15 protein-coding genes and 1 riboswitch are annotated in these 18,679 nt (G+C 51.3%); of the genes, 11 read left to right on the top strand and 4 right to left on the bottom strand.

Annotated elements, in window-relative coordinates; all coding sequences use genetic code 11:
- Nucleotides 1-36: 36 nt before the first annotated feature.
- Nucleotides 37-1,116, bottom strand: a complete 1,080-nt coding sequence (gene gcvT / locus IXB28_RS15075) for a glycine cleavage system aminomethyltransferase GcvT (protein ID WP_215619428.1) — start codon at nucleotides 1,114-1,116, stop codon at nucleotides 37-39.
- 124 nt (nucleotides 1,117-1,240) lie between these two features.
- On the opposite strand from gcvT, the gene IXB28_RS15070 reads away from it, so the two are divergent.
- Nucleotides 1,241-2,014, top strand: a complete 774-nt coding sequence (locus IXB28_RS15070) for a hypothetical protein (RefSeq protein WP_215619427.1) — start codon at nucleotides 1,241-1,243, stop codon at nucleotides 2,012-2,014.
- Between the two features lie 11 nt (nucleotides 2,015-2,025).
- Here the strand turns inward: IXB28_RS15070 and queG are convergent, their stop codons facing one another.
- The 3 genes from queG to IXB28_RS15055 form a co-directional block, all read right to left on the bottom strand.
- A complete protein-coding gene (gene queG, locus IXB28_RS15065) occupies nucleotides 2,026-3,015 on the bottom strand; it encodes a tRNA epoxyqueuosine(34) reductase QueG (RefSeq protein ID WP_215619426.1) in 990 nt (329 codons plus the stop codon).
- On the bottom strand, nucleotides 3,000-3,536 hold the full coding sequence (locus IXB28_RS15060) for a GNAT family N-acetyltransferase (RefSeq protein WP_215619425.1): 537 nt from the start codon (nucleotides 3,534-3,536) through the stop codon (nucleotides 3,000-3,002). The genes queG and IXB28_RS15060 overlap by 16 nt, the downstream gene beginning before the upstream one ends.
- A gap of 65 nt (nucleotides 3,537-3,601) precedes the next feature.
- The gene (locus IXB28_RS15055) at nucleotides 3,602-3,943 is read right to left on the bottom strand and encodes a hypothetical protein (protein WP_215619424.1); all 342 of its coding nucleotides are present in this window, start codon (nucleotides 3,941-3,943) and stop codon (nucleotides 3,602-3,604) included.
- Between the two features lie 573 nt (nucleotides 3,944-4,516).
- A riboswitch (guanidine-I (ykkC/yxkD leader) is annotated at nucleotides 4,517-4,642 on the top strand.
- 167 nt (nucleotides 4,643-4,809) lie between these two features.
- Here IXB28_RS15055 and IXB28_RS15045 point away from each other — a divergent pair.
- From IXB28_RS15045 to IXB28_RS15000, 10 genes are all read left to right on the top strand, one after another.
- Entirely contained in the window at nucleotides 4,810-5,988 is a 1,179-nt protein-coding gene (locus IXB28_RS15045) for an agmatinase family protein (protein WP_215619422.1), read from the top strand.
- A gap of 13 nt (nucleotides 5,989-6,001) precedes the next feature.
- Nucleotides 6,002-6,355, top strand: coding sequence for a hydrogenase maturation nickel metallochaperone HypA (hypA, locus tag IXB28_RS15040; protein ID WP_215619421.1), 354 nt, complete (start codon nucleotides 6,002-6,004; stop codon nucleotides 6,353-6,355).
- A gap of 79 nt (nucleotides 6,356-6,434) precedes the next feature.
- Entirely contained in the window at nucleotides 6,435-7,127 is a 693-nt protein-coding gene (gene hypB / locus IXB28_RS15035) for a hydrogenase nickel incorporation protein HypB (protein ID WP_215619447.1), read from the top strand.
- An 81-nt stretch (nucleotides 7,128-7,208) separates the two neighbouring features.
- Complete coding sequence (locus tag IXB28_RS15030) at nucleotides 7,209-8,255, top strand: ABC transporter substrate-binding protein (protein WP_215619420.1); 1,047 nt, start codon at nucleotides 7,209-7,211, stop codon at nucleotides 8,253-8,255.
- Between the two features lie 76 nt (nucleotides 8,256-8,331).
- Nucleotides 8,332-9,171, top strand: coding sequence for an ABC transporter permease (locus IXB28_RS15025; RefSeq protein ID WP_215619446.1), 840 nt, complete (start codon nucleotides 8,332-8,334; stop codon nucleotides 9,169-9,171).
- Between the two features lie 2 nt (nucleotides 9,172-9,173).
- The gene (locus tag IXB28_RS15020) at nucleotides 9,174-9,944 is read left to right on the top strand and encodes an ABC transporter ATP-binding protein (RefSeq protein ID WP_215619419.1); all 771 of its coding nucleotides are present in this window, start codon (nucleotides 9,174-9,176) and stop codon (nucleotides 9,942-9,944) included.
- A gap of 27 nt (nucleotides 9,945-9,971) precedes the next feature.
- Nucleotides 9,972-11,096: an aromatic ring-hydroxylating oxygenase subunit alpha gene (locus IXB28_RS15015; RefSeq protein ID WP_215619418.1), complete on the top strand. Its 1,125-nt coding sequence runs from the start codon at nucleotides 9,972-9,974 to the stop codon at nucleotides 11,094-11,096.
- A gap of 204 nt (nucleotides 11,097-11,300) precedes the next feature.
- Nucleotides 11,301-12,728, top strand: a complete 1,428-nt coding sequence (locus IXB28_RS15010; RefSeq protein WP_215619417.1) for a dihydrolipoyl dehydrogenase family protein — start codon at nucleotides 11,301-11,303, stop codon at nucleotides 12,726-12,728.
- A gap of 1,321 nt (nucleotides 12,729-14,049) precedes the next feature.
- Complete coding sequence (locus tag IXB28_RS15005; RefSeq protein WP_215619416.1) at nucleotides 14,050-14,709, top strand: DUF928 domain-containing protein; 660 nt, start codon at nucleotides 14,050-14,052, stop codon at nucleotides 14,707-14,709.
- A gap of 65 nt (nucleotides 14,710-14,774) precedes the next feature.
- On the top strand, nucleotides 14,775-18,641 hold the full coding sequence (locus IXB28_RS15000) for a CHAT domain-containing protein (RefSeq protein WP_215619415.1): 3,867 nt from the start codon (nucleotides 14,775-14,777) through the stop codon (nucleotides 18,639-18,641).
- Nucleotides 18,642-18,679 lie beyond the last annotated feature (38 nt).

Raw genomic sequence — 18,679 nt, 5'->3', positions numbered from 1 at the left:
CTGTAGGGCACAGCGTGCCCCCACAGACCTGACGGCCTACTGGCCAGCCTTATAAAACGGTTTCTTTACCACGGTGGCAAGCACTGTCTTTTGTCGAATTTGCACATTCACCACGGCCCCTACTTTGGCCATCTCCACTGGCACATAGGCCAGGGCCACCGGATAGCCCAAGGTGGGCGACAGGGTGCCGCTGGTGACAATGCCGACGGTTTCTTCGTTGTGCACAATGGGGTAGTCGTGGCGGGCAATATTGCGTCCTTCTAGCTGCAGCCCGACCAAACGCCGGGTAACGCCATCGGCTTTTTGCTTAGCCAGCACATCGCGGCCGATAAACTCTGACACCTTATCCAGGTGCACCAACCAGCCCAGCCCCCCTTCTAAGGGGGTGGTTTCGTCACTAATGTCTTGACCATAGAGGGCCATGGCCGCCTCTAGCCGCAGGGTGTCCCGTGCCCCTAGGCCACAGGGTTCTGCCCCCTGTTCTTGCAAGGCCTGCCAAATGGGGGCCGCTGCCGCCGCATCCACCATTACTTCAAAGCCATCTTCGCCGGTGTAGCCAGTGCGGGCTAAAAAGGCTGGATGGCCCAGCACGGTGCCACGGATATGGTTGTAGCGGGGGATGGCGCTGAGGTCAGTATCCGTTAGCCGCTGTAGGGTTTCCACAGCCTTGGGCCCTTGGACGGCAATAAGTCCCTGGTCCTGGGAGTTGTCCTGAAGGTCCACGTCGGTTAGGTGTTCTAGCAACCAGGCTTTGTCTTTGTCGGTGGTGGCGGCATTGACGATTAGGGTGACCTGGTTGTCGCCTTCGTCGTACACAATGAGGTCGTCGATAATGCCGCCCTGGGGATTGAGCAGAACTGTATATTGGGCTTTGCCTGGCACTAGTTTGCCCAGGTTAGATGGGACCAGTTGCTGCAGCGATCGCAACACGTTATCCCCCCGCAGGACAAACTTGCCCATGTGGGAAATATCAAAAATCCCCACCCCTGTACGTACGGCCCCATGCTCTTGTTTAATCCCGCTAAACTGCACCGGCATATCCCAGCCCGAAAAGGCAGTCATGCGAGCATTCGCTTGAACACATAAATCGTAAAGTGGAGTACGGAGCAGACCCATGGCAAAAGCTCAGGCTTAGTAAGACGGCATATTTCATCCTACTCTTTTCAGGAATGAAATTATTTCTAGTTACGGGCATACTTAGGACTCCTGGGTAAAACGCTCAGGTGCAGGGGGTTCGACTATGCCATCTATCCACTTATCGTCCTGGCTAATCCATCAGGTGCGATTACTGTTTGGTCCACGTCACTTGTCCGCCATGTCCCAACCAACCCATCGCTTTGTTCTGTTTGGTACAGAGTTTAGTGGAGGAAGACTAGTCATTGATTTACTGCGGCGAGTGGCAGACGCTCGCCATGGTCCCCTGCCCAGTAACTGGAAGGTGGAATCGCTACTAGCGCACCGCCACTTTTTTCCCTTGCGCCATATCCAGCATCACCAATTGGCCTGCCCCGACTACGCCTTTGGGTTTAAGCTATCGGCCGCCGACCTAATCGCCACCCACCAAATGTCTGAGCCCCATCGATTTATGGAACTGCTCCATAAACAGGGATATAAGGTGATTCACCTACAGCGTCGAGACCTTATGCGCCATGGCATTGCCGTCCTTAAGGCCCAGCAACCCAAAGTCCAAACCATTAACCCCACCGAACTGATTGCCACCCTCAAACATCTAGATGAGCAACGGGTAGCGGAAGCGGCCATGGTGGCCATGGTGCCCCACCTAACCATTACCTATGAAACGGATCTGTTAGACCCCAATGTTTATAAGGCGACGGCCGAGCGGCTGTGCCATTTCCTGGATCTAAAGCAGCGACAACGGGCGCAATATCCGGTGAAGCTGGTGCACCGGAGCATTACGGATTTAATGACAAATTACGATGAGGTACAAGCGGCCCTAAAGCAATCGGATTATGCCTACGTTTTGACCGGAGCTTCGGCCAAACTAGTGATGTAGTGGCAGTCAGCCTAGGGGGCTGTGGGCTTTTTACCCGGGTTCGCCATCGCCGCCATCGCATTTCGCCGCCACATATTCGGCTTTATCCGCCGCAGTGCCGATGCCGGAAACCGCTGGTTCCACTCTGCTTCAGTCAGTTGGGCCAACTCCTCCAGTTGGGGGGCCACATTCCCCGCATAGGGCTCAAATTCCGCCACATCCGTCGGCTGGGCAAAGCGCTGATTCCAGGGACACACGTCCTGGCAAATATCGCAGCCCGCCACCCAGTTGTTGAGGTTGGCCGCAACGGTCTCGGGCAGCTGTTCGCTGCGATTTTCAATGGTGTGGTAGGCAATGCAGCGGTCCGCATCCACCACCCCCGGAGCCCGAATCGCCTGGGTGGGGCAGGCGTCTAAACAGCGGGTGCAGGTGCCGCAGTGGCTGGTGTGGGGCTTGGAAGCGGGCAGCTCTAGGTTGGTCAGAATTTCCCCTAAAAAGACCCAGGAACCATAGTCGCGGGTGATCACATTACCGTTTTTGGCCACCCAGCCGATGCCCGCTTCCTGGGCCCAAAATTTATCTTGCACCGGCCCCGTATCGGCATAGTAGCGGGCCAAAATGCCCTCACCCTGCAGCCACAGGCATAGCTGCTTCAGCTTTTTGTGCATCACCCGGTGATAGTCTCGCCCCCAGCCATAGCGGGCAATTTTGCCATGGTCATTGCCCCCGGGCCGCTGGTGGGGGGTGTAGTAGTTGAGGGCCACGCAAATCAGCGATCGCACCTCCGGCATCACCCGACGAATGTTTTGCCGTTTAGGGTTTGCCATCCAGCCCATGTCGGCCTGGTACCCCTGGTGCAGCCAGTCCTGCAGACGACTTTCCATGGCCTGCTCCGGGGCCGTGGGCTCGGGGGGGACCGCCACAATGCCAAAGCGATGAAACCCCAATGCTTCGATCCGTTGGTCTAGATCCTTTAGCAATACGTCTCGGGCAGGGGGGGATTGATTCAAGAAATCTGACATTGCATTACCACGCGCACCTGACGACGAAAACCATGGCGTTCTTCATGGTTCACAATGGCACGAATGCTTGGAGTGTAGTTGCCCGGAACAACAATTTCAAACCCCAGGCGGCGGTAAAACGGAATCGTCCACGGCACATGGCGAAATGTGGTCAGGGTCACCGTCGATAAAGATTGCTCCCAGGCCGCGGCCATCACGTGCTTCATTAAAGCAGAGCCAATGCCTTGGCGCCCATAGCCGGGGGCCACATCCAGCTCCACCACAAAAAAGCCATTAACCAAACGCTCCACCACCACAAACCCCTTGGGTAGCGGATCCTTTGGCCAGGGCGAGACCGCCACCCAAAGATGCTGTTGGCATTGAGCCCGGTGCAGAAAATCAATGGGAACAATGTCTTCCAGGTTTTCTGGAGTCAGACCCAGCTGCGACAAATAGGGCAAATATCGTTGGGCCGCCGCCCTTTCAATTGGGGGTAAATGGGCAATGTCGGCGGCAGTGGCCAAACGAATGGAGTAACCCATAACTGGAAAAACACCAGAGGCAGTGACGGTTTTGCTGATGTGGGGACAGGGTCCAGCGGAAACGCTCAGCTACCGTTAAATATCGTTTTTGCGGTGGATAGCCACTGATCGAGCATTGAGTCTAAGCTATTGCCCTGAGGCTCAATGGACTCCGCCGTAGCCACCAATTCCTCAAACCAGTCTATGGCCGATATCTGGGGTGGGGCCTGGAATTCTTCAAGGGGAATTTCACCCGGGTTGGTTAGTTCAGGCTGAATCGGTAGGGCCTGGGCCTCCAGCTCCTGATTGGCCGGCGCTGCAGGTACAGCCAGTGCGGCGGATAGGCCAACACCGAACACGATGGCGAGACCCATGAGGCTAACTAAGGTGGACTTAACCCACCGGGCGGGGCTAATTGCTATTTTCATGACCCTGGTTTGCAGTTGCTGATTTCAAGGATGAACCGAGCCGTAAACCTGGCTATGGATCCAAAATTCGACAGATGAAAGTGTACCAAAAAGATAGTAATCTGCCCTTTTTTATTTTTCCAGACCAAATTGCCAGCTTTACTCGAACGTTGAACCGTCGATGGCTCTATTTATGATCTCCTTCCAAAGGTAAAAGCAGATTTCCTTATTAATAAAAGAATAATGCTGCTTTTTTTGACATATTGTTGCGAAGTTTTTACATCATCTTCAAAGTTGTTCATCAAAGGGGCGCCCTGGGTAATTTTGGTTCCAATATTTTTTGCCCAGAGAACGATGCCTAAAACTCAAAAATACGATGAAGTTATGGGGGGTTAGGGGCCATCATTGCTGATGAAAGTGCCGTAAACCCTGGGGTCTCCAGGTAAAGGATTGACAAAATATACACGCTATTTTGTCGCTAAATTATCGATAATTCTTTTTGGATTGCAAAAAATATTCTGTTATTTAAGTGTTGTTTGGTAGCACAATATACTTTCTGAAGGGGGGCAACCGTGAATACTGAACCCGACGACAACATTAGGTTTCTAGGGTTCCGGTTTAACGGTAGATCACCTTTCATAGGTTGTTTTTGTGTTAATCGTCTGGTCCGAGAGAAGCCGCCAGTTTTTTGGTACACGGCGGGATAAAAGCCCGGGAGAAGTCATTTTGCAGGTTTTGCCTGCTGCGATTTCTTCCGGGCTTTTGATGTTGTTGCTTTTTGCTACTGTGGGTGGCTTGTGGTTTGCCGGCAGTATCCCAAAGCCTGACGGTCTTTTCCGTATTGAGTTGGTTTTGTCGTTTAGTTTTTAGCGTTACACGTCGACATCATGAGTGATACGCCTACATTTCGTAATCCTGCTGACTCCGAGGCAAATCGTGCCTTGGAACGGGAGGCTCAGCTTCCCCTCACCGGTTGGCAACAGGAGGTTTCCCAAGGGTTAGAGTATGGCCTGGAGGCCGCCGCCAGCATTCGCGATCGCACCATTCCCACCTTCTCCCGGGGCGAGCTGCCCCACTATGCCGGCATCAACACCTTTCTCAAAGCCCCCTACATTGAAGATGTGCGCAAAGTAGGCAACTACGACATCGCCATTATGGGGGTGCCCCACGATTCCGGTACCACCTACCGCCCCGGCACCCGCTTTGGTCCCCAGGGCATCCGGCGCATTTCCGCCCTCTACACCCCCTACAACTTCGAAATGGGGATCGACCTGCGCGAACAAATTACCCTCTGCGATGTGGGGGACATTTTCACCATCCCCGCCAACAACGAAAAATCCTTTGACCAAATTTCTAAAGGCGTAGCCCACGTATTTAGTTCCGGCGCCTTCCCCATCATTCTCGGTGGCGACCATTCCATCGGGTTCCCCACCGTGCGCGGCGTATGTCGCCATCTCGGCGACAAAAAAGTCGGCATCATCCACTTCGATCGCCATGTGGATACCCAAGAGACCGATCTAGACGAACGCATGCACACCTGTCCTTGGTTCCATGCCACCAATATGAAAAATGCCCCCGCCAAAAACCTAGTGCAGCTAGGTATTGGCGGCTGGCAGGTGCCTCGCCAGGGGGTGAAAGTCTGTCGCGAGCGGGCCACCAACATCCTCACCGTCACCGACATTACCGAAATGGGGCTGGATGCCGCCGCCGACTTTGCCCTGGAGCGAGCCCTAGACGGCACCGACTGCGTCTACATCAGTTTCGACATTGACTGTATCGATGCTGGATTTGTCCCCGGTACCGGCTGGCCCGAACCCGGTGGGTTGTTGCCGCGGGAAGCCCTATATTTGCTAGGCAAAATCATTCGCAGTGCCCCAGTGTGTGGCCTAGAAATTGTAGAGGTATCCCCCCCCTACGACATCAGCGACATGACCTCCCTGATGGCCACCCGGGTAATTTGCGATGCCATGGCCCACCTGGTGCAGTCGGGTCAGCTGCCCCGCAGCAGTACCCCAGATTACATCCATGCCGAAGCCAATATGGATGTTGGCAGTGGCTGGCAGTAGGGGACGGTGAATCATGCACGAAACCGATATGACCAAAGCCTTAATTGGCACAATTCGAGACTGGTGGGATGCACAGCCAGAAAAACCGACGGTTCAAAAAGTTCACCTGATTGTTGGCACCTTTACCTGTGTAGAACCCGCTAGCCTACAGTTTGCCTTTGATGTGCAAACCCAGGGCACCTTCCTCGATGGGGCGGAGCTAGCGATCAAAGATGTGCCCTTGGTGGCCCACTGCCACACCTGCCATGCCGACTATCAGCCGGAGCTGGGCAGCCAATATGCCTGTCCCAGCTGCCATAGCCCCATGGAAGACATCCGCTCCGGCCGCGAATTGAAAATTGACCGACTGGAATGCGTTGCGGCTTGAAATGGCCATTATTTTGCAGAGGTGGGCCATGCCCACCCCGTTACCCATTGCCCGGTGGGCCATGCCCACCGTCTCCAATATGCACCAAACCTTTGACGCCGCCATCGAAATGAACCTGCTCCATGCCAATCAACGGGGGGCAGACCATAACCGCGCCCACTTTGATCAATGGGGCATTACCTGTATCAACCTGATGAGTAGCCCAGGGGCGGGTAAAACTCAACTTTTAGAAGCCACCCTCAAAAGCCTAGAGAATCTCCAAGTTGCCGTCATTGAAGGCGATATGACCACTGAATTAGATGCGGAACGCCTGCGTCAACACGGTGTTCCCGTCGTCGCCATCAACACCGGTCGCTCCTGTCATCTAGATTCAAAAATGGTTGCTGGCGGGATTCAACAGCTGCAGCAACACGATCCACAGAGCCTGGACTTGGTAGTCGTTGAAAACGTTGGAAATTTAGTCTGTCCGGCTGAATTTGAAGTGGGAGAGCATGCTAAGGTCGCCTTGCTCAGTGTTACCGAAGGGGAGGATAAACCGCTTAAGTATCCGGTGATGTTTCGAGAAGCGGACTGTTTGTTAATTACGAAAACCGATTTAGTGCCCCATTTGGACGTTGACCTTGCCCAAATTGAGGCCAATGTTCGGCAAATTAATCCCACGGTGGCCATCTTCCATGTGTCTGCAAAGACAGGGGAAGGGCTAGATGCGTGGTGTAACTGGCTGCAGCAAGCAGTGACTGTTCAATCAAACCGTTTACAGCTCACAGTATGACGATCTTAAGTCCTGTATAAAACAGAACAACTACTAGCTTGCAAAAATGTTCAACGATTTTTTCAGTTTATGAGGTACGTAATGCGACGACAACGATTTTTATCTACCTGCCTGGCCTTTGCCTTTGGTTTAGTGGTTGCTGTGGGCTGTGCCAGTAATGCACCGGAAACCGGCTCAGAACCGTCGGCTCCTGAGGTTGCCGCAGCAGATGCAGCACCGTTAGTCATTGGGTATAGCAACTGGCCTGGTTGGTTACCCTGGGCAGTTGCCGAAGAGAAAGGACTGTTTGCGGAGAATGGGGCTAATGTGGAGCTCAAGTGGTTTGATGGCTACTTGGCATCCATGGAAGCCTTTGCCGCTGGGCAGCTGGATGGCAATGGGCAGACCCTGAACGATACGATTTCGTTTGCCGCCGATGCCGCCAATGGGGAAGTGGCTGTGTTGGTGAACGATAACTCTGCCGGGAATGACAAAGTTATTGTCGCCGAGGGGATTAATAGCGTTGCCGATCTAAAGGGTAAAACCGTTGCCCTAGAAGAAGGGGTGGTGGGCGACTTTATGCTTACCCAGGCCTTGGAAGATGCGGGTATGTCTCGCTCGGACATTACGATCAAGAATTTAGAAACGGGGGCTGCTGCCGCTGCTTTTGCTTCTGGACAGGTGGATGCCGTTGCCGCATGGCCTCCCTTTTGGGGGATTGCCCTGGAGCGAGAAGGCAGTAAAGAGCTATTGTCGTCGAAGGATTACCCTGGGGCGATTCCTGACCTGTTGGTCATGAGCCAAAAGGTGATTGATGAACAGCCTGAACAAGTTCAAGCGATGGTCAATACCTGGTTTGCGACGTTAGATTACATCGCTAAAAATCCAGAGGAATCCAACAAAATCATGGCCGCTCGCTCGGGGGTAACTGTTGAAGAATACGAAAACTTTAAAGCAGGCACTCGGATTTTCACCGTTGAAGAGAACTTGGAAGCCTTTAGCGCCGGGGATGGCATGAAACATATGCCCTTCGCGTCTCAAAAGATGAATGACTTTATGGTGGATGTGGGCTTTATCGAAGCGGGGCCCGACGATCTCGGGGCCATCTTGGATGACAGTTTTGTTAAAGCCTATGCAGAGGGGTCTTAGATAGTTTCCGTCGGGGCATGCCATGGCATGCCCCGACCAGGCATCCGGTCTGTTTATATATATGCGTCTTAGAAAAATGACCCAGGCGTCCGAACTAGACGAGTTTCAGCCAACGACTAAAAGCCTTAAGCCCACTGTTTTTTGGCGTATTGCAGAAGATATTCCCGATAATCTTAACTGGTTGCTGATTGCGGTTTCGGTGGTGGTGCCCCTAACGGTGTGGTGGCTGGCGTCCAACTATGCGGACGTGAATCCGAAGTTCTTGCCTAGCCCCCAGGATGTGACGGTCGCATTTCAACGGCTGTGGGAAAAAGGATTTGTCACTCAAGATATTCTGGCCAGCTTTGGACGGGTGGCCGTCGGGTTTACCCTGGCGGCCATTGTGTCGGTGCCCCTGGGCATTAGCATGGGGGCCTTTGCCAGTATTCGCGCCATGATGGAGCCGATTATTGGCATTCTGCGGTATATGCCGGCCCCGGCATTTATTCCGCTTTTGATCATTTATTTGGGTCTGAATGAAGAACCCAAAATCGCCCTTATTTTTATTGGCACCGTATTCTATAACACCCTAATGATTATGGATGCGGTGAAATTTGTTCCCAAGGATCTGATTGAGACCACATATACGTTGGGGGGGAATCGCTGGCAGGTGCTGAGGTCGGTGATTATGCCCTATGTTATTCCCAATATTATTGATACGTTTCGCATTAACGTTGCCGCCTCTTGGAACCTGGTGGTGATTGCTGAGCTGGTGGCGGCGGAAGAAGGCCTGGGAAAACGGATTTTGTTGGCCCAGCGGTTTTTCAAAACCGATGAGATTTTTGCTTGCTTAATTATGCTGGGGGTGATTGGCTTCGCCCTGGATTTGGTCTTTCGTTGGGTGCTCAGAATCAGTTGTAAGTGGGCGTTTGATTAGTCATGCATCTTGAAATTTCTAAGCTATATAAGCAGTTCCCAACGGAACAAGGTCCGCTCTTGGCCCTGAAAGACATCAATATGCATGTGGACACCGGTGAACTGGTGTGTGCCGTGGGGGCCTCGGGTTCGGGCAAGTCAACTTTGTTGCGCCTGGTTGCTGGGCTAGACACCCCCACCGGTGGCGAGATTACGGTGGATTATGAGCGGGTTACGGGGCCTGGGGCTGACCGGGGCATGGTGTTTCAGAAGTACACCCTTTACCCTTGGATGACGGTGCAGCAAAATGTGGAGTTTGGCCTGAAGCTACAGGGCATGGCTAAGCAACAGCGCCGGGAACGGGCTAGCTACTATTTGGATGTGGTGGGTCTGACTAAGTTTGCTAAGTCACTGCCTAAGGAATTGTCGGGGGGGATGAAGCAGCGGGTTGCGATCGCACGTGCCCTGGCCTGTCACCCCAAAATTCTACTGATGGACGAACCCTTTGGCGCCCTGGATGTGCAAACCAAAGAAGCCATGCAGCTATTTTTGTTGGATCTTTGGAAGCGCACCCGCTGCACTATTTTAATGATCACCCACGACGTGGAAGAAGCCGTTTTCCTCTCCCAGCGGGTATATGTCATGACCGCTCGCCCCGGCACCATTCAGCGCGAGATTACCGTGGACCTGCCAGACAAGCGCACCTATGCCATGAAGCGAGAGCATCAGTTTCAAGCCTATAAACATGAAATCACTGACCTGTTGCGGGGTAAGCCCGATATGGCCAGCGTTTAGTGTGTCCTCCTTTTTTGAACCTGGGCAATGTTAGCGGAGCAACAACCATCCCCCCAACTGGTGAATCAGCGTGATTTACCCGCCCACTTCCTCCTCAGGGCGGATCATTACACCAACCCGGCCTGGTTGCCGATAGAGAAAAAACATATTTTTCAAAAAACCTGGCTCTACATTGGTGATAGTGCCCAACTGGCAGTGGGACAGGTGTGGGCCAAGCAGGTAGTGGGGCAGCCGGTGGTGATTACGTGCTTGGGGCCCGGTGAGTTCAAAGCGTTCCATAATGTGTGTCCCCATCGGGCGTCGCTGCTGTGTAACCAAACCGGCATCCACAGCCAAAAACATCTGGTGTGTCCCTACCATGCCTGGGTGTACGATTTGCACGGCAACCTGGTGGGCGCCCCCGCCCAGCCAAAATTTTCAGATACGTTTAAGCCAGAAAATTACCCCCTCTCACCCATTCGTCTGGAATCCTGGAGTGGGTTCCTGTTTATTTGTTTTAGCGATGATGCACCCTCGCTCCATGACTTTTTGGGCAGCATTCCCCAGCATTTGGGGCACCACCGTCGAGGCCAAACCCGGTTGTTGCTAAGCCAGCGCCAGGTGGTGAATTGCAACTGGAAAAACTTCCACGACAATACCCTGTGTGATTACCATGTTGCGATCGCGCATCGCCATACCCTCCACAAAGTCCAGGGGCCGATCAAACACTATTCACACCACCTGGAAACCTACACCAACTGTCTACGCACCCCAGTCACCCCCGATTGGCAAGCCGAAAATACGGCCCTCCCCGATTTACCAAAGCTAAGCCAGACAGCATTCTTCACCTATGGCATTTTCCCCAATCTCCATTTGCTGGGTCTTCCCAACGGGATGCTTGCCTGGCTCTACATCGCCCCCTTGACCAGCAACACCTGCGAACTGCGCTCAGAAGTCTACGGCATTCCCGAGCTCAGCCCATCCATAGCTACCCTAAAGGCTGATTTTGATGCCTTTACATCGGAGGATATTATCCTTACCGAAAATGTTCAAAAGGGCTATGCTAGCGGGGCTTACACCCCTGGCCCCGTAAATCAGCTAGAAGCCCGAATCGTACATCAGCAACAGTTGATTTTGGATTTTATCAGTCAAACATCTAACCCCACCCACTAACCCCACCCACTAAGGTCTAAAGATGGGGGCATAGTAATTGGGGCCCATCAGCCCATGGGCCCCAATTACGAATCTTGAAAAGGCTGTGAGCAAACCAATCAATAGCCTTAAGATTTTTTCCATAGCTTCTCAGCCAGCCTTCAGAAAGAACCTGTACCTTCAAACCTGTACCTTCAAATATGAAATCGACCAGGAGCAATAAATATGGCAGTTGAGTACGACCTTGTAGTTATCGGTGGCGGTTCTGCCGGGTTAGTGGCCGCTAGTGCCGGAGCCCAGCTCAATGCCCGCATTGCCCTAGTTGAAAAACATCTCCTAGGTGGGGACTGTCTACACTATGGCTGTGTACCCAGCAAATCCCTGATCCATGCCGGGCAGGTCGCCCACCATGTGCGCACCGGGTCCAAGTTTGGCATTTACACCGACCCACCCACCATTAAATTCGAAGAAGCCATCAACCACGTCCAAAATGTCATCGGCGTCATTCAAGAACACGACTCCACCGAACGCTTCGAAGCCCTTGGCGTCGACGTATTCTACGGTTCAGGCAAATTCACCGACGCCCGCACCTTTGAGATCAATGGCAAGCAGCTTAAAGGGCGCAATTTCCTGATTTCCACCGGTTCTCGCCCCGCACTCCCACCCATCGAAGGGCTCAAAGCAGCCGGCTTTTTGACCAACGAACAGGTCTTTTCCCTGAAAGAACGGCCCGACTCCCTGGCCGTAATTGGCGCTGGCCCCATCGGATGCGAGCTGGGCCAATCCTTTGCCCGCCTAGGGGCAGAGGTGACCATTGTCGCCAGTCGCCAGCAGATCATGCCAAAGGAAGAACCTGAAGCGGCGGCAGTGGTCCAAAAGCAGTTGGAATCCGAAGGTATCCGAGTCCTAACCCAAAGTCGGGCCCAGAAAGTGGAAGTCATCGACGGCAAAAAACACCTCTACGTAGGTGATCAAGTTGTCATTGTCGACGAGATTTTACTATCCACGGGCCGCGTGCCTAATGTGGAATCCCTAGGGTTGGATGCGGCCGGTGTTGAGGTGGGCAAAACTGGAGTCAACGTTAACGAAAAGCTCCAGACAAATGTGAAGCATATCTACGGCGCAGGGGATGTGATTGGGGGCTACCAATTTACCCACGTTGCCGGCTATGAAGCCGCCGTAGTCATTCAAAATGCGCTGTTTCTACCCACCAAAAAAGCAGACTATCGAGTTATTCCCTGGGCCACATTTACGGAACCTGAACTGGCCCGCGTAGGCTTAACCGAAGATCAGGCACGGCAGCGCTATGGCGACGATGTGGCCGTACTTAAGCACGACTTTAAAGATGTGGATCGGGCATTGGCGGAAGCGGCAGGGTATGGGTTTGCCAAATTTATCACCCGCAAAAATGGAGAAATTTTAGGCGCACACATTGTCGGCCCCCATGCGGGAGAGCTGATCCACGAAGTCGTGCTAGCAATGAGCTACAAAATGAAAATCGGTGCCATCAAAAGCATCATCCATGTTTATCCAACGCTGTCGGAAATCAATGCAAAGACCGCTTTGCAACTGACTAAACAGAGCTACGCCAAAAATGATCGACTACAAAATATACTTCGTCGTTTCTTTAACTGGCGGCGCTCCCTAGTTTAATGGGGAGAGGGGCGACAGCCAATATACTACTCACTAGTCACGGCGCTTAGTGTCGAAATCGCTTTATCAGTGTGATCACCGTCATCTTCACTGTAATTTTACTGGGTTACTATCAGCTTCATAGTTCCCAATCAGCGCATCTACTGAGTTTTAAGAGGGTTGCCCCATGCCTTTCATACCATTGTTCATCGTAATTAGTATCTTTTTAGCAACTAGTAAAATTCTGCAGCCCAATCAACAGCAGTTTCAGCCCGCTTCTAAAGATTATGACGACGATCGCATGTTAAATCAGGCTCTGATTGACTACATTGCTCGGGAATCACGCAGTCAGTCCAGGTCTGATTATGGCGATAAAAATCGTTCGAAAGGATCAAGACAAGGATCAAGTCATCGCAAGCATAGCCAACTCAAAAGATAAGCCTCAATAATCTTTTGTAGCGGTGTGGCTATCCTAGACCTTTAGCTAGGATAGCCACATTATTTCTATAAACTAATTCACCTTTTGCAGTGAAAACCCATCATTGATAACGAAACACCATTTACATTGGTCTAGCTTTTAAGCAATTTGATTTGAGTGCTTTGATCCGTTGGTATCGCAGACGGCTGAATGCTTAAGCCACCTGCGATACACATAACCTGTGCCCCTGGGGCCCTTTCGCAATTGTGAGATCGCTATACCGTGCATGACCACGCTCGGTAGTTTTTTTAATAACTGCAGGTGTTGTGCAGGGTTAAGCCCCAATGGAGTAACGCTGGTGTTCTTTTTGCCTATAGCCACGGCCCACTTCCCATCAACAATTGTTTAATTAATCTAAAGCTATTCCATGCACAAAAGATTTCTGTAGTTACCTTAGAAGATTGTTGTTTTGATGTGTGTTTACACTTAGAAATATTGGTCAAAAACTTTATGGTTCAAAGGATTAGCGGGTTTTCAACTTTTGTCTAAACTACTGAAAATGTCTTTGCAAAAATCTCATGCTGTCATAGGTACATGCACGGTTTTTTCTTAGGCTAGTCTATTTTAGAAAATAGAAAGGGAATACAGGTGTGGGACACTAGCGCTCCCTGCATATTTGTTTAAAATAAGATTTTAGTAGCTACTTAGTTTCGCATCTTTCACTCTAAGAGAAACTGATGGATGAGTCTTTCATTAGAGCTTTTTCATCAGAGCTTTGAATCTAGTGTCTCGATGGAAGACAATAGCATATAGGCCATTGGACTGCAGCACATTAGACCAGTTATTCGTATGACACTCACTAACCTTGCAATCAAGCCATTAGCTTCAAAATCCCATAAAACATGGGGAAGACGTCTGGGCATTATGGCCCTTGCTGCCATGTTGGGAGTAGTATCTTTTCCGGCTGTCTCCCATGGAGCCGATGATGAGGAAGTTCGTCAAGGATTGCCTGGCAGACGCATTAGTGGAGCATCCCGACTACCGTCATCTGCCTGTGCCCAAAACGCAGAGCCTTTGGTGGCGATTGTGCCTGAAACTAATTTGGGCAAAACGGCTGTAGATAAGCCAACGCTATGGCTAAGTGTGCCTGATGTGGCCAGTTCTAAACAGTTGGAGTTTTATTTGTTTGACTCCCAAGACGATATTATTTATCAAACAACAGTTATGGTTGAGCCAACTACCGATTTGGTAGGCCTAGACTTAAGTACCATGGCTAATGCGCCGACCCTAGAAGTTAATAGTCGGTATCGCTGGGCAGCATCCATTGTTTGTAACCCTGATAACCGTTCAGAAAATATTTCTGTAGAAGGCTGGGTTGACCGAGTAGCAGCTTCCAGCATGGAGGATCATATTCTTTGGTATGACCGCCTTGGGTTATTGGTAGAACAGCTACAAACCCAGCCACAAAATCAAGATGTATTAAGCCAGTGGCAGAGGCTAATGGCCTCAGCTAGACTAGAGCAGATTGTTCCACTCTCTGTGGATGCTAGCTCCGTAGACGTCACATCAACGGGTGAGTCCTAATCAACATAGGCCGTGCCCATCGCTTAGAACTGTACAACCCTTGAATGGTTCTCTAACCAGTATTTATGGGCAGGTTGCAATCAGTTGATTACAATTTTTTGCTGCATATTGGTGCTGCTGGTTTAGCGATCGTCCTTGTGGGTTTAGTTGAGCGTTCTGATGCTCAGGTAGTGCCGGCCCAGGATGCGATTGAGACTCAAGTTGTTCAACAGGGGCAGCGGTTTACCATTTCGGGCGGTACACCGACAGATAGTTCCAAACTTTTATTCCACAGCTTTGAACAATTTAATTTAGAGGATGCTAACACGGCTGAATTCCTTGTGAATTCAAATGTTGAAACTATTGTTAGCCGAATTACCAATGGTTTGCCCTCTAAAATTAGTGGTTTGATTGCAGTTAGTGGTGCCCCAGCTAGCCTGTACTTAATGAACCCAGCGGGGGTGCTGTTTGGTGCGGGCGCCGGGCTTAATCTAGGGGGCGATTTTATAACCCTGACGGCGGAACGGCTCGATTTTACCCACGGTTCGTTTGGCCTCGTGGGATATCCTGGCAATGTGCAGGGGAATGTATTAGAAATACATTTTGACCCCTATGGTCCTAGCTCCATTATCAATTTAGGCGATCTTAGGGTTGGCAATAGTAATGCCTTAGCTTTGATGGGCCATAGGGTCATTAACCAGGGGACACTGAGTGGGGGCGAAATTACCCTGGCTGCGGTGGGTCATCATCCCCAGGTAAGTTTAGGAAACGGCATTGCGTATACGCTTCCAGCGGCAATGGAAACGGTTTCTCCTTGGTTATTGCCAAACCGGGTGGAACATGCAACAGCGATGGAAGTCGATGGCAACGGCATGCTCCAATTAACGGGGGCGCAGTCTCTATCTGAGTTATCTCCAGGGACAGTCTTTGTTGGTGGCAATCTAACGACTAGCGGTAGTGACAGTAAAATTCAGGTATTAGGCGATTTTGTTGCTACAGCAGGCGCTACAGTACGGGCTGAACATGGCGGGACGATTTTAATTGGGGGCGATTACCAGGGGCGAGGGCCTTTGCCAACGGCTCAAACGACGGTAGTTGATGCTGCATCCAGCCTGCGGGCGGATGGCCAGATAGGCCATCCACAAACCGGCGGTCAGGTGGTGGTGTGGGCCGATGGGAGCACTCGGTTTCTAGGTAATGTGAGTGCCCGAGGCACCCAGGCTGGCGGTAGTGTGGAAATTTCGGGAAAACAGCACCTTTATTTCGATGGTCAGGTGGATTTGCGATCGCAGGGCACCCCAGGCACCCTATTACTCGATCCTGAAAATATTGAAATTCGTGCAGGGACAGATCCTGGAGGAGACAATAACCCAGGAATTCTCTACGAAAACACCCTAGAAACATCAATTACGGGTAACCCTAATTTAGTTATCCAGGCCGATGACAACATTACCATCAACCCATTAAGTGACGGTGTCCTTAACTTCCCAGGCAGTATTCGTTTTTTGGCAGATGCCGATAATGATGGCCAGGGAAGCTTTGCCATGGACCCTAACGATCAGTTGCGCACGGTAGGGCAAGCTATTGAAATTACCGCCGCTAACATCACTGTTGGCGACCTAAATACCAGTGCATTTTCAACCATTGACAATAATCTTGACGGCGGGGACATCAACTTAACTGCCACCCAAGGGGATATTGTGGCAGGCAACCTGAACAGCTCAGCCCGAGCCCCCTTGAACAACAATGGCAATGGTGGCAGCATAACCCTGTCAGCATTTGACGATATCGACGTTAAAGATATTCAGACAACAACCAATCAGATTTTAAACAACAATGGTAGAGCTGGAGACATCAGTCTGCTTGCTGAAACAGGCACTATTAATGCCGGTAATCTCAGCACAGCAATTTCTAGCAGCAGCAATACGGGTGCGGGTGGTGATATTAGCCTTAGGGCTGACGGCAATATTTTTACAGACAGCGTTGACTCCTCCATTAACGTCAATGCCAGTAACACCGAAAATGCCGGTGAGGTTTCGCTGACAAGTTTGACCGCCAATATTGAAACCGGGTCCATTGCCACAGACACAAACGCAGGTGAAACCAACCGTGGCAATGGTGGGGGCATTGCCATCAATGCTCCCCAGGGAACCATTCGCAGTCAACAATTAACATCCACAGCTCAAAGTCCTGATTTAGTAGAGCCCCAGGGAGGAGATGTTCGGCTCACTTCCATTGGCGATATTGTTGTCGATTTTATCGATGCATCGGCCCAAGGAAACGGTGGCAATATTGCCATTGCTAACCAACGATTTTTCCAGGCCCTTGACCGTATCCCCAATACCGATGTTAGCCTTCTGACCACGGGGGATAGTACTATCCGCTTAGCCTACAATAGCGCCTCCACAACTCCGTTTTTAGTGGGCGATAGCAGCATTCATGGCACCTCAGGCAGTCTGGTAACCGATGTAGATCAGCTAATTGGCCCCCAAAGCATTACTCAATCAGTTAGCTTCGATACCATTCAGCTGATTAACGCATTTCAGGTACCATCGCCTGATTCTCCGACGGTGGGCACAGAAACACCAAACATAACCACCCCCGCTTTGGCAACGGAAGATCCCCGTGCCAACACAAATGAGCTATTGCGAGAAAATAATGTTTTAGAGTTGGATAACAACGGCACCAGCGCTAACAGCGGCGAAGAACAAGACAACGTTCTCAATGCCAATAGCGAAGAATCGATTTTGGTGCAGATAGATAATACTTTTTCCGGTGAGTTTGCCAGGGCATTAAATTTACCCATGCCGGCTTCACCCACCTTAAGCATCCTGCAAGAAACCTTGCAAGAAGTGGCGCGCACTCAAGGTATTACCCCTGGCATCATGTACGTGCGCCTCAACAACAATCGTCTAGAACTGCTATTAATGAGTGGTGACGGTCCTCCGGTATATCACCCCGTAGATGTCACAGCTGTAGAGGTGCAATCTGTAATCGATGACTTGCACCGCACAGTCATGAACCCCCTATTGCGCCCTGCCCAATATTTGCCCCCCGCTCAGCAGCTTTACGATTGGTTAATTCGCCCCATGGTCGATGATCTGGAGATGGCTAATATTGACCACATCGGTTTCGTCCTAGATGCAGGCCTACGGTCCCTACCCATGGCAGCCTTGCACGATGGCGAACAATTTTTGATTGAGCAATATAGCATTGGTCTGTTACCCAGCGCTGGACTTACCGATTTAAGTCCTCCCCAGCAGGTGTTAAATCAGAACGATAGGACAAAGACTGATTCTGTTCTAGCCATGGGGATTGCGGATTTTACTCACCAGGCCGATTTAGAAGCCGTGCCTCTGGAACTGGAGTTGGCCGTTCAAGCCACAGGAGATAATTATTACCTCGACCACGAAACCACCCTCGCAGCCCTGCATCACCAGTTAGAGAAAAATCGCTTCACCAGTATGCATTTAGCTACCCATGCGGTGTTTGAAGCCGGTAATTTAGAAAATTCCTATGTGCAACTGTGGGACCGTAGCATTAGTTTGACCGAATTACAGGCACTCCCTCTGGATGCCATTGATTTTTTGATTTTAAGCGCCTGTGCCACAGCCCTGGGGGATGCCGATGCTGAGTTCGGTTTTGCTGGCTTGGCGGTTAAAGTGGGCGTGCGTACGGCATTGGCGAGTCTTTGGTCCATCAGTGATGAAGGCACCCTGGGGCTGATGGCAGAATTTTATCAAGCACTTGGGGCTACGCCCAGCCGTAGTGCCGCCCTGCGCCAGGCTCAGATCGCCATGCTGCGAGGAGACGTTGGTGTGCACCATGGGCAAGTTTACGGCCATGGAAATCGGGATATTGGCTATTTACCTGGGTTAGATGCCAGTGGAAGCTGGAATTTTAGTCATCCGGCCTATTGGTCTGGTTTTACTATGATTGGGAATCCTTGGTAAGCATGGTTGTGCGTGCAAATGTTCGTCACTCTAAATCT

It is taken from the genome of Leptothoe kymatousa TAU-MAC 1615, assembly GCF_018739865.1.
GTDB lineage: Bacteria > Cyanobacteriota > Cyanobacteriia > Phormidesmidales > Phormidesmidaceae > Leptothoe > Leptothoe kymatousa.
The sequence above is the reverse complement of the archived record's forward strand: the minus strand, read 5'-3'. Positions and strand labels throughout refer to the sequence as shown.

Coding starts and splice junctions, on each gene's coding strand:
- gcvT (WP_215619428.1), bottom strand. CDS start 1,116: ATGGGTCTGCTCCGTACTCCACTTTACGATTTATGTGTTCAAGCGAAT.
- IXB28_RS15070 (WP_215619427.1), top strand. CDS start 1,241: ATGCCATCTATCCACTTATCGTCCTGGCTAATCCATCAGGTGCGATTA.
- queG (WP_215619426.1), bottom strand. CDS start 3,015: ATGTCAGATTTCTTGAATCAATCCCCCCCTGCCCGAGACGTATTGCTA.
- IXB28_RS15060 (WP_215619425.1), bottom strand. CDS start 3,536: ATGGGTTACTCCATTCGTTTGGCCACTGCCGCCGACATTGCCCATTTA.
- IXB28_RS15055 (WP_215619424.1), bottom strand. CDS start 3,943: ATGAAAATAGCAATTAGCCCCGCCCGGTGGGTTAAGTCCACCTTAGTT.
- IXB28_RS15045 (WP_215619422.1), top strand. CDS start 4,810: ATGAGTGATACGCCTACATTTCGTAATCCTGCTGACTCCGAGGCAAAT.
- hypA (WP_215619421.1), top strand. CDS start 6,002: ATGCACGAAACCGATATGACCAAAGCCTTAATTGGCACAATTCGAGAC.
- hypB (WP_215619447.1), top strand. CDS start 6,435: ATGCACCAAACCTTTGACGCCGCCATCGAAATGAACCTGCTCCATGCC.
- IXB28_RS15030 (WP_215619420.1), top strand. CDS start 7,209: ATGCGACGACAACGATTTTTATCTACCTGCCTGGCCTTTGCCTTTGGT.
- IXB28_RS15025 (WP_215619446.1), top strand. CDS start 8,332: ATGACCCAGGCGTCCGAACTAGACGAGTTTCAGCCAACGACTAAAAGC.
- IXB28_RS15020 (WP_215619419.1), top strand. CDS start 9,174: ATGCATCTTGAAATTTCTAAGCTATATAAGCAGTTCCCAACGGAACAA.
- IXB28_RS15015 (WP_215619418.1), top strand. CDS start 9,972: ATGTTAGCGGAGCAACAACCATCCCCCCAACTGGTGAATCAGCGTGAT.
- IXB28_RS15010 (WP_215619417.1), top strand. CDS start 11,301: ATGGCAGTTGAGTACGACCTTGTAGTTATCGGTGGCGGTTCTGCCGGG.
- IXB28_RS15005 (WP_215619416.1), top strand. CDS start 14,050: ATGGCCCTTGCTGCCATGTTGGGAGTAGTATCTTTTCCGGCTGTCTCC.
- IXB28_RS15000 (WP_215619415.1), top strand. CDS start 14,775: ATGGGCAGGTTGCAATCAGTTGATTACAATTTTTTGCTGCATATTGGT.